The sequence below is a fragment of the Myxococcus sp. MISCRS1 genome (assembly GCF_026626605.1).
In the GTDB taxonomy this organism is placed as follows: Bacteria; Myxococcota; Myxococcia; order Myxococcales; family Myxococcaceae; genus Myxococcus; species Myxococcus fulvus.
Genome location: NZ_JAPNKB010000001.1, coordinates 1,315,064 through 1,329,822, shown reverse-complemented (window position 1 = coordinate 1,329,822; position 14,759 = coordinate 1,315,064). Strand labels below are relative to the sequence as shown.

The 14,759-nt window shown below is 69.3% G+C and carries 8 protein-coding genes; 4 read left to right on the top strand and 4 right to left on the bottom strand.

What is annotated here, in order from left to right:
• Nucleotides 1-2: 2 nt before the first annotated feature.
• Together OWM54_RS05040 and nadA are read right to left on the bottom strand one after the other, a co-directional pair.
• Nucleotides 3-602: a hypothetical protein gene (locus tag OWM54_RS05040; protein WP_046712851.1), complete on the bottom strand. Its 600-nt coding sequence runs from the start codon at nt 600-602 to the stop codon at nt 3-5.
• 77 nt (nt 603-679) lie between these two features.
• A complete protein-coding gene (gene nadA / locus OWM54_RS05035; RefSeq protein WP_046712852.1) occupies nt 680-1,612 on the bottom strand; it encodes a quinolinate synthase NadA in 933 nt (310 codons plus the stop codon).
• Nucleotides 1,613-1,981: 369 nt separating this feature from the next.
• On the opposite strand from nadA, the gene OWM54_RS05030 reads away from it, so the two are divergent.
• From OWM54_RS05030 to OWM54_RS05015, 4 genes are all read left to right on the top strand, one after another.
• Nucleotides 1,982-4,405: a PilZ domain-containing protein gene (locus tag OWM54_RS05030; RefSeq protein WP_223746722.1), complete on the top strand. Its 2,424-nt coding sequence runs from the start codon at nt 1,982-1,984 to the stop codon at nt 4,403-4,405.
• On the top strand, nt 4,396-5,184 hold the full coding sequence (locus tag OWM54_RS05025; RefSeq protein ID WP_194869298.1) for a methyltransferase domain-containing protein: 789 nt from the start codon (nt 4,396-4,398) through the stop codon (nt 5,182-5,184). The genes OWM54_RS05030 and OWM54_RS05025 overlap by 10 nt, the downstream gene beginning before the upstream one ends.
• Nucleotides 5,181-8,099, top strand: a complete 2,919-nt coding sequence (locus OWM54_RS05020; protein WP_255652796.1) for an ATP-binding protein — start codon at nt 5,181-5,183, stop codon at nt 8,097-8,099. The genes OWM54_RS05025 and OWM54_RS05020 overlap by 4 nt, the downstream gene beginning before the upstream one ends.
• 177 nt (nt 8,100-8,276) lie before the next feature.
• Nucleotides 8,277-9,671, top strand: a complete 1,395-nt coding sequence (locus tag OWM54_RS05015; RefSeq protein ID WP_223746723.1) for a peptide MFS transporter — start codon at nt 8,277-8,279, stop codon at nt 9,669-9,671.
• A 117-nt stretch (nt 9,672-9,788) separates the two neighbouring features.
• Here OWM54_RS05015 and OWM54_RS05010 read toward each other — a convergent pair whose 3' ends face one another.
• Complete coding sequence (locus tag OWM54_RS05010; protein ID WP_223746724.1) at nt 9,789-11,237, bottom strand: POT family MFS transporter; 1,449 nt, start codon at nt 11,235-11,237, stop codon at nt 9,789-9,791.
• 474 nt (nt 11,238-11,711) lie between these two features.
• The gene (gene uvrA / locus OWM54_RS05005) at nt 11,712-14,612 is read right to left on the bottom strand and encodes an excinuclease ABC subunit UvrA (protein ID WP_267696758.1); all 2,901 of its coding nucleotides are present in this window, start codon (nt 14,610-14,612) and stop codon (nt 11,712-11,714) included.
• Nucleotides 14,613-14,759 lie beyond the last annotated feature (147 nt).

Here is a 14,759-nt window from a genome sequence, read left to right as displayed (position 1 = left end):
CGTCAGGCCTGGGGCGGCGGGGGGGTGACGCGCCGGTCCTCGGCCACGAGCACCGGCCAGCCCCGCGCCATCGCCTCGCGGAAGAAGGCGGCCAGCTCCCTGCGGCTGTCGTTCACCGCGCCCTGGAAGGGGTCGATGAGGGACTCCTCGCCGAGGCTGCGCGTGGCGTTGAGCTCCACCGGGGTGCCGCACCGCTCGCAGCGGATGGACACCTGGCGCACCAGCGCCACCGGCACCGCGTACCGGGCGCCGCAGTCGCCGCACTTCCACACCAGCGCGCGCTCACCGGCCTCGCGCCGCGCCAGGCCCTCCAGCTCATCCGCCAGACGCAAGAGCGCCGGCAAATCCTGGGGAGGCTGCGCGAACACCGCCGAGGCGCCGAACCCCGCCTCGGGCGCGCCCAGCTTCGGAGGCTTGTCGCCCTGCAGCAGGGCGCGCAGGCGGTCCTTCGCGCGCATGTCACGGAACTCGGCGCCTGACAGGGCGCGCTCCACCGCCTCATGGACCGGCGGCAGGTCCGGCTCGAGGCGCTCATCGACCGGCAGCGACTGGGGATGCTCCACCAGTCGGTGCGACGGAACTGCGAGAAATCGGAAGGCCACGGATGCTCCATTGCACCCTGGCCTTCCCAGCGCAAGACGCGAGTTGGCAAATGTCCGCTGTGACGACAGATTCCGCTCTATCTGGACCACTCCAGCATGAGCTGCAACGGAGCGCGGGCCGCCTCCCGCAGGTCCTCCGGCATCGTCAGCTCCGGCGTGCGCTCCTTCATGCACTTCCAGAGCTTCTCCATCGTGTTGAGCCGCATGTACGGGCACTCGTTGCACGCGCAGCCGTTGTCCGGCGGCGCGGGGATGAAGTGCTTGTGCGGCGCGCCCTTCTTCATCTGATGGAGGATGCCCGCCTCCGTCACGACGATGAACTTCTCTTTCGGGCTCTTGATGACGTGGTCGAGGATGCCCTTCGTCGAGCCGATGAAGTCCGCGTGCCGCAGCACCGGCGCCTCGCACTCCGGATGGGCCACCACCTCCGCGTCCGGGTGGAGGACCTTCAGCTCCACCAGCTTCTTTTCGCTGAAGATTTCGTGGACGATGCAGCTGCCCGGCCACAGCACCATGTCCCGCCCCGTCTGCTTCATGACGTGGCGGCCCAGGTGCTGGTCCGGCGCGAAGAGGATCTGCCGGTCGCGGGGGACCTGGTTGACGATTTTCACCGCGTTGGAGGACGTGCAGATGACGTCGCTCATCGCCTTCACCGCGGCGGAGCTGTTCACGTAGCTCACCACGAAGGCGCCCGGATGCTTCTCCTTGAAGACCTTGAAGGCCGCCGGCGGACACCGGTCCGACAGCGAACAGCCCGCCTTCAGGTCCGGCAACAGCACCTGCCGCGAGGGATTCAGGATTTTCGCGGTCTCCGCCATGAAGTGCACGCCACAGAAGACGATGACGTCCGCCTGGGTGCGCTCCGCCGCCTGCGCCAACGCGAGGCTGTCCCCGACGAAGTCCGCCACGTCCTGGACTTCGCTCTCCTGGTAGTAGTGCGCAAGAATCACAGCGTTCATGGAACGCTTGAGCTCCTCGATTTCCCGCGCGTAATCCACCTCGGTGCCCATGGCACCTCCTTGCCTGGTCGACACTTAACTCGCCCGGCGGGGTTGGGCCACATCGTCGGAAGTTGGCTGCCGGGCGGACGGATGGCCGGCGCTGGCGTTCCCTGGGTCGACTCTGCCACCGTCCCACTTCGTGCAAGCGAGGCGCATGCCCGCATCACCTGACGGCGCGGAGAGGGTAGACTGCGCGCAATCCTCCGGGTCGGCCCGGGGGAGCAGTCGCCTTGCTGTCGAGCTTGGACAAGCCACACATTCGGGGTCGAGAACACGCGATCGGCTGGTGGAGAGGGGGCGGCACCGGACCCGTGGCCGTGGGCAGGCAATGGCCCTGCCCCTTCTCCATTTGAACGCCTTTCCCGTCGAGGAGAGAGCATGAGTGTCCCCACTCAGGACGTCCTGATTGTGCATCCGAACGAGGGCCGGCGCGCCGCGCTGGCCGAGGTCCTGGGCGTCCACCGGGTTGTCGCGGTGGAGTCCCAGGTGGAAGCCACGCGGCGCATGGAGTCCACGGCGCCCACCCTCATCATCGCTCCTCCGGAGAACGCGCGGCGCTTCTTGAGACATGTCGACCGGGCCGCGCCCGAGGCCGTGCGCGTCTTCGTCTGTTCGCAGTCGGACCGCCAGGGGCTCGAGGAGCTCGTGGAGACCGCGGCCGAAGGGCATGTCTTCAATACGCTGGATGACAGCCTCACCGTGTCGGAGCTGGGCCGCCGGCTCACCAGCATCCTCCAGCACCGCTCCTCGGCCCGGGTGACGCCCGCCAGCACCCTGGCGGTGCGCTTCCGGCTCAACGGCGTGACGTACCCCGCCGGCTGCCTGGACGTGGGCAACTTCGGCGCCGCGCTGCGCGTGCCGCTCACCGCGTCCATCGGCGCGTTCATCCAGGGCACCGCGCTGGAGGACCTGGTCTTCGAGCGCCACGGCAAGACGGTGCTCCAGGTCCCGCGCGCGTTCATCCGCCACGCCCAGCAGGTCCACGCCACCCAGCAGCCCTACCTGCGCCTGGGCATCACCTGGGGCGAGGGCCTGGACGAGCCGGTGACGGCGCCGTCCTCGCGCATGAGGGACCCGGTCATCGTCCTGGCGCTCCTGCGCAAGGCGGTGCGCCGCGAGACGCCCATCTGGCTGCACTACCTGGACACCCCGTCCTCGCACTTCCGCCTGGACGCGCCCGTGGTGGAGCTGCAGGACGGGCGCGCGGTGCTGCGCGGCTTCAATGACGGCGCGTTCCCCGCGGACGTGGGGGACGTGCTGCAGCTCTCCTTCGAGGTCGGCGGGCAGAGCTACTCGGGCGCCACCAGCGTGCTGCGCCGGGGCGACAACGACGTGGCGCTGAGCGTGCCGCGCTCGGTGGGGCTGCAGAACCGCCGCGGCCTGCAGCGCTTCCGGCTGGGGCCCGACCACCGCTTCCTCGTCACCTTCCACGCGCCCATCAACGGCGAGCGCATCACCCGCTCGGTGCTGGACCTGAGCGGCCGCGGCTTCGCGTTCCCGTTCGACGCGTCCTGCGAGGTGCTGCCCGCCGGCTCCCAGCTGGACGTGTCGCTCCTGTTGCCGGACGGCTCGGAGGTGCCGTGCCGCGCGGAGGTCCGCTCGGTGGACGCGGTCAACACCGACAGCCGGTTCGACCGGAGCCTGCGTCCGTACCGCTGCGGCGTGCGGCTGCTCGAGGTGCCGACGAAGATTCGCGACGCCATCCATGACGCCTTCATGGCGTCGCGCAGCGGGGCCTCGCGCGACGGCGGCCAGGAGAAGCTGGCGGACATCTGGAAGATGATGGAGGAGTCCCACTACACCTTCCATCCGGACTACCCCTTCGGCGGCGAGGCGGGCTACCTGGACGCGCTGGAGCACACCCACCGGCGGCTCGCGGAGGCCAAGGACCTGGGCCGCTCCATCCTCTACGCGGACGCGGGCGCCATCATGGGCCACGTGGGCGGCTTGAGGATGCACTCGCGCTCGTGGCTGGTGCAGCACCTGGCGGTGCGGCCCGGCTACCACCGGCACGAGCAGATCGCCAACGACCTGACGGCGCTCGCGGTGGAGATGGGCGAGGCCATCGAGGACGTGGAGTTCCTGCGCTACATGTGGCGCAGCGACAACCGGTGGCCCAACCGGCTGGGCACGTGGCTGGCCCGCGTCATGGAGAACCGCGGCTTCAGCATGCTGCGCGCCTTCCACTACATGCGGCTGCCCCTGGAGCTGGCGCCCCAGGCCCCGGCGACGACGCTGACGGTGCGCGAGGGGACGCAGGCGGACCGCGCCTGGCTGGAGGCGCACCTGCGCGCCCGGGGCGAGGTGGTCCGCGTGCTGGCGGAGGACCTCCAGGCGGAGCCGGACGCGGAGGACCAGATGCGCGCGCGCTTCGCGGCCGCGGGGCTGTACCGGGACCGGCGCATGTTCGTGGTGGACGGGGAGCACGGCCCCCTGGCGCTGGCGCTGGTGGAGGAGGCCTCCCCGGGCCTGAGCTACATCGAGGTCACCAACGGCTTCTGGCTGGAGGTGGCGGACCGCTCGCATCCGCTGGCGAAGCAGGCGCTGGAAGCCCTGGTCCACCGGTGCATCGCCCACGCCCGCGCGCGCGGCCGGCCCTCGGCGGTGGGCCTGGTGGCGGACGAGGACGCGCCGCTGCTCGCGTCGATGGGCTTCGTGGGGCAGGGGCGCTTCTGCGAGTGGATCTTCCACCGCTCCATGGTCCGCCGCTGGTGTGACTTGTGGCGCTCGCTCTTCGAGCGGCTCAGCCGCCCGCGCCGCGCCTCCGCCCAGCCGTCACCCGAGGACCCTTCATGTACTTGATGGAGTCCACGGAAGAGGGACGTCGGCTGCTCGCGCAGGAAGGCGCGTCCGACAACATGCGGACCCTCCTGGGCGCCACGGGGCTTGGCACCGGGGCGCGCGCGCTCGACGCGGGCTGCGGCCCCGGCGGCATCTCCGAGACGATGGCGGACCTGGTCGGCCCCACCGGCCACGTGACGGGCGTGGACCTCAACGAGGACCGGCTGCGCGAGGCCTCCCTGCGCAACGCCCACCGTCCCTGGCTGCGCTTCCATCAGGCGGACATCCGCCGCACCGGGCTGCCGGACGCGTCGGTGGACTACGTCTGGAGCCAGTACGTCTTCGAGTACCTGCCGGACCGGCCCGTGGCGCTCGCGGAGCTGATGCGCGTCACCCGGCCGGGCGGCAAGGTGGTGGTGTCGGACATCGACGGGCTGGGCTTCCAGAACTGGCCCTTCTCCGACGCGCTGCGTGACGGCACCCAGCGCATCGTCGACGCGCTGGCCACGAGGGGGTTCGATCTGCACGTCGGGCGCAAGCTCTTCTCGGAGTTCCGCGAGGCGGGACTCGTGGACGTGAAGGTGCACCTGCTGCCGTTCTACCTGGTGGCCGGGGCCGCGGACGCCCGGCTGATGCGGGACTGGGAGGTGCGCTTCGCCGCGCTGGCCCCGGTGGCCGCGCCCGCCTTCGGAGGCCTGGAGCCGTACCAGGCCCACTGCCGCGACTTCCTGGCCATGTTGGCGGACCCCGCCGGACTCAAGTATGCGGTGACGCTGGTGACGGAGGGAACCCGGCCTTGAGTGACAGTGCCCCACAGCGGGAGGATGCGCAGACGCCCGACAACGCGCCCGAGGTGGGGACCCGCGCCACCTCCACGCTGCTCTTGTACTTCGAGCAGCGCTACGGCGGTGAGCGGCTCCAGCGCGCCTGGGCGCGCCACGGCTTCGGTCTGCCGCTGGAGTACATGCGCACGCCGACGAACTTCGTCTCGCTGCGCTTCCTGGAGCGCGTGGCGGCGATGCTCCAGCAGGAGTCGGGGGACCCGCAGTTCATGCGGCAGGCGGGGCTGTTCACCGCGTCGCCCCAGGCGCTCGGCTTCGTCTTCTACATGCTGCGCGCGGTCGGCTCGCCGCGCATGTGCTACCGGCAGACCATTGAGTTCTCCCCCAGCTATAACCGCGTGGGCCACTTCACCGTGGAGCGGCTGGAGCGCGAGCGGCTGGACCTGACGTACCGCAGCAGCATCGTCGAGCAGGACCGCAACATCTGCGAGCTGCGCATGGGCCAGTTCGCGTCGTTCCCCACCATCTGGGGCCTGGCGCCCGCGGAGGTGCGGGAGCTGGAGTGCCAGGTGCACGGCGCGCCCGCGTGCCGCTACCACCTGACGTGGACGGACCCTCCGTCGCTGTGGGGGCACCACCTGGGCCTGGTGCTGGGCACGGTGTGTGGCCTGGCCGCGACGGCGGTGGGGCTGGGCCACCCGGTGTTCTGCGTGGGGGCGCTCGCCACGGCGGGCTTCGCGGTGGGCGGCTGGCTGGACGGGCGGCGCGAGCTGAAGGGCAAGGACGAGGCGCTGCGCTCGCAGAACCAGGCCATCATGGGCTCGCTGTCGGAGCTGCAGCAGCGCTACGACGAGATCTTCCGCGCCAACGTGGCCCTCGAGGACCGCGTGGCCGAGCGCACCCAGGAGCTGAAGGAGGCCAACGGCAAGCTGGGTGACGCGCTGGTGCGCCAGCAGGAGCTGGACCGGCTCAAGAGCGAGTTCTTCGACAACGTCAGCCACGAGCTGCGCACGCCGCTCACGCTCATCCTGCTGACGCTCGAGTCGCTGGAGCGCCGGGGCGAGGAGAACAACCCGGAGGTGGTCATGCAGCACGTGGCCACCATGGAGCGCAGCGCGCAGCGCCTGCTTCGCCTCATCAACAACCTGCTGGACCTGGCCCAGCTCGAGTCGGGCAAGGCGCGGCTGCGCTACCAGCCCCTGGAGCTGCACGCCTTCCTGAGCACCGTGCTGCCCCCGTTCCTCGCGATGGCGGAGCGGCAGGGCGTGTGGCTGAAGCTGGAGGGCCAGACGGTGACGCCCGTGGAGGTGGACCACGAGCGCATGGACATCGTCTTCCAGAACCTGTTGTCCAACGCGCTGAAGTTCACCCAGGCCGGCGGGGTGACGGTGCGCGTGCACGAGGACGAGAAGGACGTCTGGGTGGACGTGGTGGACACCGGCCAGGGCATCTCCGCCCCGGACACGAAGGTCATCTTCGACCGCTTCGCCCAGGCGGACAACAGCGGCACCCGCCGCTTCGGCGGCACGGGCATCGGCCTGGCGCTGGTGAAGGAGACGCTGGAGCTGCACGAGGGCGGCATCCACGTGACGAGCGAGCTGGGCCAGGGCTCCACCTTCCACGTGCGCCTGCCCAAGGGGAGAGCGCACATCCGCGAGGAGCTGCGCGAGCGGCGCCGCGCGGAGATGCCGGTGCGGCGCGAGCGGCGAATCTCGGGCTCGTACCCCTCGCTGGACGCGGGCGTGCCGGACAACGGGCGCAACGCCTCCGCGCTGCCGGCCAGGGATCACGCCGGGCCGGGGCCGGACGCGCCCCGCATCCTGGTGGTGGAGGACGACGCGGAGATTCGCGGCTTCATCGCGGGGCTGCTCAAGCAGCACTACCGGGTGATGGAGGCCGTCAACGGCGAGGAGGGCCGCCAGCGCGCGCTGGCCGAGCGGCCGGAGCTCATCGTGTCGGACGTGATGATGCCGGTGCTCTCGGGGCTGCAGATGCTCGAGGCCCTGCGCTCGCATCCGCAGACGGTGGACATCCCCGTCATCCTCCTCACCGCGCGCCAGGAGGTCTCCGCGAAGGTGGAGGCCCTGGGCACGGGCGCCAACGACTACCTGGGCAAGCCCTTCAGCCCGCGCGAGCTCCTGGCGCGAATCGAGACGCAGCTGCGCCTGCGCGAGGCGGCCATCCGCTCCGCGGAGAACGAGCGGCTGGCGGCCATCGGCCTGCTCACCTCCGGCTTCGCGCACGAGGTCAGAAACCCGCTCAACGGGCTGATGAACGCGCTGACGCCGCTGAAAGAGGTGCTGGTGGCCGACACGCCGGACGCGCAGATGAGCCGCGCCATGGTGGAGGTGATGGAGGAGTGCGGCCAGCGCATCCGCCACCTCGCCGAGTCGCTGCTGTCCTTCACCCGCACCACCGACACGCCGGTGATGCTGTCCCTGGACACGCTGCTGGACTCCACGCTGGGCGTGCTCATGTGGCGCGTGCCTTCGGGCGTGACGGTGGAGCGCGCCTACGAGTGCACGCTGCCGGTGCAGGGAGACCCGGGCTCGCTCAACCAGGTGTGGCTCAACCTGCTGGACAACGCGCTGCGCGCGGTGGGCGAGCACGGCCGGGTGCGCGTGGCCACGGCCTGCCAGGGGGACGAGGCCGTCGTCACCATCAGCGACAACGGCGTGGGCATCCGCCAGGAGGACATGGAGCGGCTGTTCCAGCCCTTCTTCTCCACCCGTGCCGCGGGGGAGGGCACGGGGCTGGGGCTGGCCCTGAGCCGGCGCATCGTCGTGCGCCACGGCGGCCGCATCCACTTGAGCAGCGCGCCGGGCAAGGGCACCCAGGTGGAGGTGCGACTGCCCCTGCGTCCGCCGGGGCGCTCCTCGTCGAACGGCGGCGCCGAGGGACAGTCCGAGCCCCGCGTGGGCCGGCTGGGCTGAGCCCCTTCACGGGCGGAGGCTCGACTCGGCGCGGCGTGACGTCCGGAGGGCGGGGCGGGGGGCGGGGGAATTCTCGGCCGTCCCCGTTGTCCACTCACGCACGGCTGTCGTTGGGTCTGCTACAGTCAAGTGCTCTTTACGTCACACCCCCATCCACCCACCGAAGGAAACCTCGGCATGCAAGGAACCGTAGCCGCGGGCGCTGCCCGTCAGGGGCACCCGCGAGGGTTGTACCTCCTGTTCTTCACCGAAATGTGGGAGCGCATGTCGTATTACGGCATGCGCGGCCTGCTCGTCCTATTCCTCACGAGCCAGGTCAACGGGGGCTTCGGGTGGACCAAGAGCGAAGCGCTCAGCCTCTACGGAACGTACACCGGCCTAGTGTACCTGACGCCCATCGTCGGCGGCTTCATCGCGGACCGCTTCATGGGGCAGCGCCGGGCGGTGGTGCTCGGTGGCGTGTTGATGATGATAGGCCACCTGGTCCTCGCGCTCCCCAGCGTGATGATGTTCTACGTGGGCCTGGGCTTCCTCATCATCGGCAACGGCTTCTTCAAGCCGAACATCTCCACCATGGTGGGCGGGCTGTACGCGCCGGGTGACGGCCGTCGGGATGGTGCCTTCACCATCTTCTACATGGGCATCAACCTGGGCGCGATGCTCGGCAACTTCATCTGCGGCACGCTGGGTGAGAAGGTCGGCTGGCACTGGGGCTTCGGCTCCGCGGGCGTGGGCATGTTCCTGGGCCTCATCGCCTTCCTCGCGCTGCAGAAGAAGCTGCTGGGCGACGTGGGCCTGGCGCCCGTGAAGCCCACGCCGCAGGCGCAGGCGGCGCAGGGCGGCGGGGAGAAGAAGGGCTTCAGCCGCGATGAAATCGACCGCATCATCGTCATCTTCATCATCGCCCTCTTCGTCGTCGCCTTCTGGGCGGGCTTCGAGCAGGCCGGCGGTCTGATGAACCTCTACACGAACGAGAAGGTGGACCGTCACCTGTTCGGCGCCGAGGTCCCCACCACCTGGTTCCAGAACTTCAACTCGCTCTTCATCGTCGCGCTGGCGCCGGTGTTCGCGGGGCTGTGGGGGTGGCTGGCCGCGCGCGGCAAGGACCCGAGCATCCCGGTGAAGATGGGCATGGGGCTGGTGTTCCTCTCCGTCGGCTTCGTCTTCATGCTGGGCGCCTCCAACCAGAGCGCGGACGCAGGCAAGGCGGCCGCGTACTGGGTCATCCTGGCGTACCTGTTCCACACCATGGGCGAGCTGTGCCTGTCCCCGGTGGGCCTCTCCATGGTGACCAAGGTCGCGCCCCAGCGCATCGTCTCCGCGATGATGGGCGTGTGGTTCCTGGCGAACGCGGCGGCCAACAAGCTGTCCGGCGTCATCGGCGGCTACTCGGAGAAGCTGGGCGAGTTCGACGTGTTCCTCTACATCTCCATCGGCACGGGCATCGCCGGCCTCATCCTCCTGGTCGTCTCGCCGGTGCTGAAGAAGATGATGCACGGCACCGACGAGGTGAAGCCCGCCTCCGCCACCCACGAGCAGGCCCAGGGCGGCTCCTCGGTGGCCGCGGCCTGAGTCCGGAAACGACGAGGGGCGCGCCTCCCTGGAAAGGAGAAGCGCGCCCCTTGGCTTCGACGAAGCACCCGACGCCGGAGCGCCTCTCAGGTGGAGGGCTCCGGCGTCGCTGTTTTCTCAGGCCGACTTCGCCGTGATTCCCGCCGCGCTGCGCTCCTCGGTGGGGAGCGGCGCGGAGGTCTGGTACCAGTCGCGCACCACGTAGCGGCGGGCCACCAGCGCCATGCCCACGGCGGCGACCAGGGCCATGCCCGCGTAGAAGAAGAACTGGCCGGAGCCGGAGAAGACGTTGAGCGCCGCGGCGATGGCCACCGCCACGTTGGCCAGCGTGTTCGTCACCAGCCACACGCTCTGGATGGTGCCCTTCATCTGCCGGGGCGCCTGCGTGTACGCGAACTCCAGGCCCGTGGTGGACATCAGGATTTCGCCGAGCGTCAGCACCACGTACGGCAGAATCTGCCACGCGATGTTCAGCGTCGTGCCGCCCTCCATCGCCACCTGGAAGAAGCCGGCGATGATGAACGACACCGCCCCGAAGACGAGCCCCAGCGGCATGCGCCGCAGCGGCGTCAGCTCCCACCCCGAGCGCTGGAACAGCGGGTACACCACCGCCGTCAGGAAGGGGATGAGCAGCATCACCAGCATGGGGTTGACGAACTGCATCTGGCTGGGCTGGAACTCGTACCCGGCCACGTTCAGGTCCATGGAGCGCGCCTGCACCACCCACGTGGACGCCTTCTGGTCGAACAGCATCCAGAAGAAGGGCACGAAGGGCAGCATCAGCCCGCTCACCCGGAACACCGCCTTGGCGCCCTCCACGGCCTCGTCGGGGTGCGTGGACTTGGCGCCGTCCAGCCAGTGGCCGCCCTGGCCCCGGTTCTTCAGCGCGCTGCTCACCACCTTGAGGAACGAGTGCGGGTTGGCCCCCGTCGGCGGCACCATCACGTAGTGGCGCCGGCCCGCCCAGAAGATGACCGTCGCGATGAACATCAGCACGCCCGGGATTCCGAAGGCGACCGACGGGCCGAAGTTCTTGAGCAACAGCGGGATGAACAGCGACGCGAAGAACGAGCCGAAGTTGATGGTCCAGTAGAAGATGGCGAAGAGCTTCTTCACCAGGTGGCTGTTGGACTCGTTGAACTGATCTCCCGCCATCGCCGCGACGCACGGCTTGATGCCGCCGCTGCCCACGGCGATCAGCGCCAGGCCCGTGTAGAAGCCCGTGGCGTTGTTCTCGAAGACGGCCAGCAGCGCGTGGCCGATGCAGTAGACGATGCTCAGCCAGAGGATGGTGCGGTACTTCCCGAAGAAGCGGTCCGCCAGGTACCCACCGATGAGCGGGAAGAAGTACACCCCCGCCATGAAGGTGTGCATCAGGCTCTTGCCCTGGGCCTCGCGCAGCCCCGTGTCGGGCACCGCGTTGCGTAGCAGGTAGTCGATGAGGAACACCGTGAGGATGTTCCGCATCCCGTAGAAGCTGAAGCGCTCACACGCCTCGTTGCCGATGATGAAGGGTATCTGCGGCGGGAACTTGTTGTTCTGCGGTACCGCGGGACTCTCAGCCATGAGTCGGGGTGCTCCCTGGTGGCGAAAGGTGGGGGCGCCTGGAAGGCAAGGGGCCCAACCCTACCCAACGCGCGCGCCGGACTCCACCGAAGGCCCGCGTCCCACGTCACTCCGCCACCCCGAGCGGCCCCTCCCCACACGGTGGGGCGGCCTTGGCGCGGGCTGCCTGCCTTGCCCTGCCGCGATGCGGCGTGCGTCGCGTGCCCCGCGCCCGCGGCGCAGTCGCACCGGAATTCTCCTGCGAGCTTGCCCCGCGCGTTCCGATGCGAGTGCGTGTTGATCGATGCAACTTAAGCGGGCTGGGCCTGTTTGACAGGAATTGATGAGGCCCTATCATATGACACGCGGCTGAAACTGATTTCGCGTCTCACACCCCACCTGTGAAGTCTTCCTCCAAGGTGGACGGGGGGTAGGGGGTGAATGAAGGCACCCCCGCCCCCCGCTCCATGTTCTGGAAGCGGCCGGTGTGTGTAATCAGCCCGTCGCGCCGGGCTGCGCGGGCCTCGTGTCCGCCACGCGCTTGCCCACGCGGGCGCGCCGGGACTTGCCCAGCACGTGCGCCAGGTAGCGGCCGGTGTGGCTGGCCTGCACCTTGGCCACGCTCTCCGGGGTGCCCACGGCCAGCACCTGGCCTCCGCCGGCGCCGCCCTCGGGGCCCATGTCGATGAGCCAGTCCGCGCTCTTGATGACATCCAGGTTGTGCTCGATGACGAGCACGCTGTTGCCGGCGGCCACCAGCCGGTTGAGCACGGACAAGAGCTTGCGGATGTCCTCGAAGTGCAGGCCCGTGGTGGGCTCGTCCAGGATGTAGAGCGTGCGGCCGGTGGCCACGCGCGCCAGCTCGCGCGCCAGCTTGATGCGCTGGGCCTCGCCGCCGGACAGGGTGGGGGAGGGCTGTCCCAGGCGGATGTAGCCCAGGCCCACGTCGCCCAGCGTCTGCAGCACGCGCATGATGTCCTTGTGCGCGCCGAAGTGCTCCTGGGCCTCGCGCACGCTCATGTCGAGCGTCTCCGCGATGTTCTTGCCCTTGTAGCGCACGCGCAGCGTCGCCTCGTTGAAGCGCTTGCCGTTGCAGACCTCGCAGGGCACGTACACGTCCGCCAGGAAGTGCATCTCCACCAGCTTGACGCCGTCGCCCTCGCACGACTCGCAGCGGCCGCCCTTGATGTTGAAGCTGAAGCGGCCCGGCCCGTAGCCGAACGCGCGCGCCTCCGGCGTCATCGCGAACACCTCGCGGATGGCGTCGAACACCTTGGTGTACGTGGCGGGGTTGCTGCGCGGCGTGCGGCCGATGGGCCGCTGGTCGATGTCGATGACCTTGTCCAGGTGCTCGAAGCCCAGCACCGCCTTGTGCTTCCCGGGCGACTCGCGGCTGTCGTACAGGTGCTTGGCCAGGGCGGGGTAGAGGATCTCGTTGATGAGCGTGGACTTGCCCGCGCCGGACACGCCGGTGACGGCGGTGAAGATGCCCAGCGGAATCACCGCGTCCACGTCCCGGAGGTTGTTCTCCTTCGCGCCTTGAATCACCAGCTGGTGCTTGGGATTGGGCGCGCGGCGCTGCTCGGGGATTTCAATCTCCAGCCGCCCGGAGAGGTAGCCGCCGGTGAGGCTGTTCTCGTCCGCCATCACCTGCTTGGGCGTGCCCTGGGACACCACCTGGCCGCCCAGCTCCCCCGCGCCCGGGCCGAAGTCCACCAGCCAGTCCGCGTCCTCCATCGTCTCCTCGTCGTGCTCCACGACGATGACGGAGTTGCCCAAATCCCTCAGGCGCTTGAGCGTGGTGAGCAGCTTGCCGTTGTCGCGCTGGTGCAGGCCGATGGAGGGCTCGTCCAGGATGTAGATGACGCCCGTCAGCTCGCTGCCCATCTGGGACGCCAGCCGGATGCGCTGGCTCTCGCCGCCCGACAGCGTGGACGCGGTGCGGTCCAGCATCAGGTAGCCCAGGCCCACGTCGACCAGGAACGACAGGCGGCTGCGGATCTCCTTGAGCAGCTCGGTGGCGATCTTCCGCTCGTGCTCGGACAGGGCCAGCGCGCCCAGGAACGCGAGCGCGTCCGCGATGGTCAGCCGGCTCAGCTCGACAATCGAGTGCGCGTGGACCTTCACCGCGCGGCTCTCGGGGCGCAGGCGCTCGCCCTTGCAGGTGGGGCAGGGCTTGTTGCTGAAGTACTTCTGCAGCTCGGTGCGGCGGGCCTCGGACGTCGTCGTCTTGAAGTTGCGCATCATGCGCTCGACGAGTCCCTCCCACTCCATCTTGTACTTGCCGTTGTCGCCCCACTCGACGGTGAAGCTCTTGCCCTTGGCGCCGTTCATCAGCGTGTCGCGCTCGCGCTTCGACAGCTTCCCGTAGGGCACGTCCAGATCAATCTTGAACGCCTTGGACAGGCTCTCCACGAAGTCCGCCGTCCAGCCCTCGCCGCGGTTCATCCCGTTGGCCCAGGGCTCGATGGCGCCGTCGCGGATGCTGCGAGACGGGTCCGGCACGATGAGGTCCGGGTCCATCTCCGGCCGGGTGCCCAGGCCGTTGCAGTCCGTGCACATGCCCAGCGGGTTGTTGAAGGAGAACGACGCGGGCGTCAAATCCCCGAAGGAGATGCCGCAGGCGGGGCACGCGTTGAGCTCGCTCATCACCCGGTCGGCGCTCGCCGCGCCCGTCTCGTTGGTGATGATGAGCGTGCCCTTGCCCTCGCGCAGCGCGGTCTCCACCGAGTCCGTCAGCCGCGTCTTGATGTCCGCCTTGAGCACCAGCCGGTCGATGACCAGCTCGATGTCGTGCTTGGACTTCTTGTCCAGCTCGATGCGCTCCTCCAGGCTCTTGAGCGCCCCGTCGATGCGCGCGCGGGAGAAGCCGCGCTTCTGCGCCTCGGTGAGCAGGTCCTTGTGCTCGCCCTTGCGGTTCGTCACCAGCGGCGCCAGCACCTGGAGCTTGCTGCCCGAGGGCATCTTCAGGATTTCGTCGACAATCTGTTGCGCGCTCTGCTTGCCGACCTTGCGGCCGCAGTTGGGGCAGTGCTGCACGCCGATGGAGGCGTAGAGCACGCGCAGGTAGTCGTGCACCTCGGTGACGGTGCCCACCGTCGAGCGGGGGTTGTTGCTGGCCGCCTTCTGCTCGATGGAGATGGTGGGCGACAGGCCCCGGATGGTGTCGTACTTGGGCTTCTCCATCTGCCCCAGGAACTGACGGGCGTAGGCGGAGAGGCTCTCGACGTAGCGGCGCTGGCCTTCCGCGTAGAGCGTGTCGAAGGCGAGCGAGCTCTTGCCGGACCCGGAGACCCCCGTGAAGACGACCAGCTTCTTCTTGGGGATGTCCAGGGAGACGTTCTTGAGGTTGTGCTCCTTGGCGCCTCGGAGGGAGATGACGTCGGGCTCGGACATGATGGGCGGGCGATCTACCACTGAATAGGTGTTCCGGTAGTGGAAAAACCTGGAGAGGAGGGTGGATGGTCCTCAACGCGTGGCGTTGCGCGCCCACTCCCACCCGCGCCGGCCGCCCGAGCGGGCGACCCGGGGCCGCTGGAGCCC

Excerpts from the sequence above, each read along its gene's own strand:
- uvrA (WP_267696758.1), bottom strand. The coding sequence starts at position 14,612 with ATGTCCGAGCCCGACGTCATCTCCCTCCGAGGCGCCAAGGAGCACAAC.
- nadA (WP_046712852.1), bottom strand. The coding sequence starts at position 1,612 with ATGGGCACCGAGGTGGATTACGCGCGGGAAATCGAGGAGCTCAAGCGT.
- OWM54_RS05015 (WP_223746723.1), top strand. The coding sequence starts at position 8,277 with ATGCAAGGAACCGTAGCCGCGGGCGCTGCCCGTCAGGGGCACCCGCGA.
- OWM54_RS05010 (WP_223746724.1), bottom strand. The coding sequence starts at position 11,237 with ATGGCTGAGAGTCCCGCGGTACCGCAGAACAACAAGTTCCCGCCGCAG.
- OWM54_RS05030 (WP_223746722.1), top strand. The coding sequence starts at position 1,982 with ATGAGTGTCCCCACTCAGGACGTCCTGATTGTGCATCCGAACGAGGGC.
- OWM54_RS05025 (WP_194869298.1), top strand. The coding sequence starts at position 4,396 with ATGTACTTGATGGAGTCCACGGAAGAGGGACGTCGGCTGCTCGCGCAG.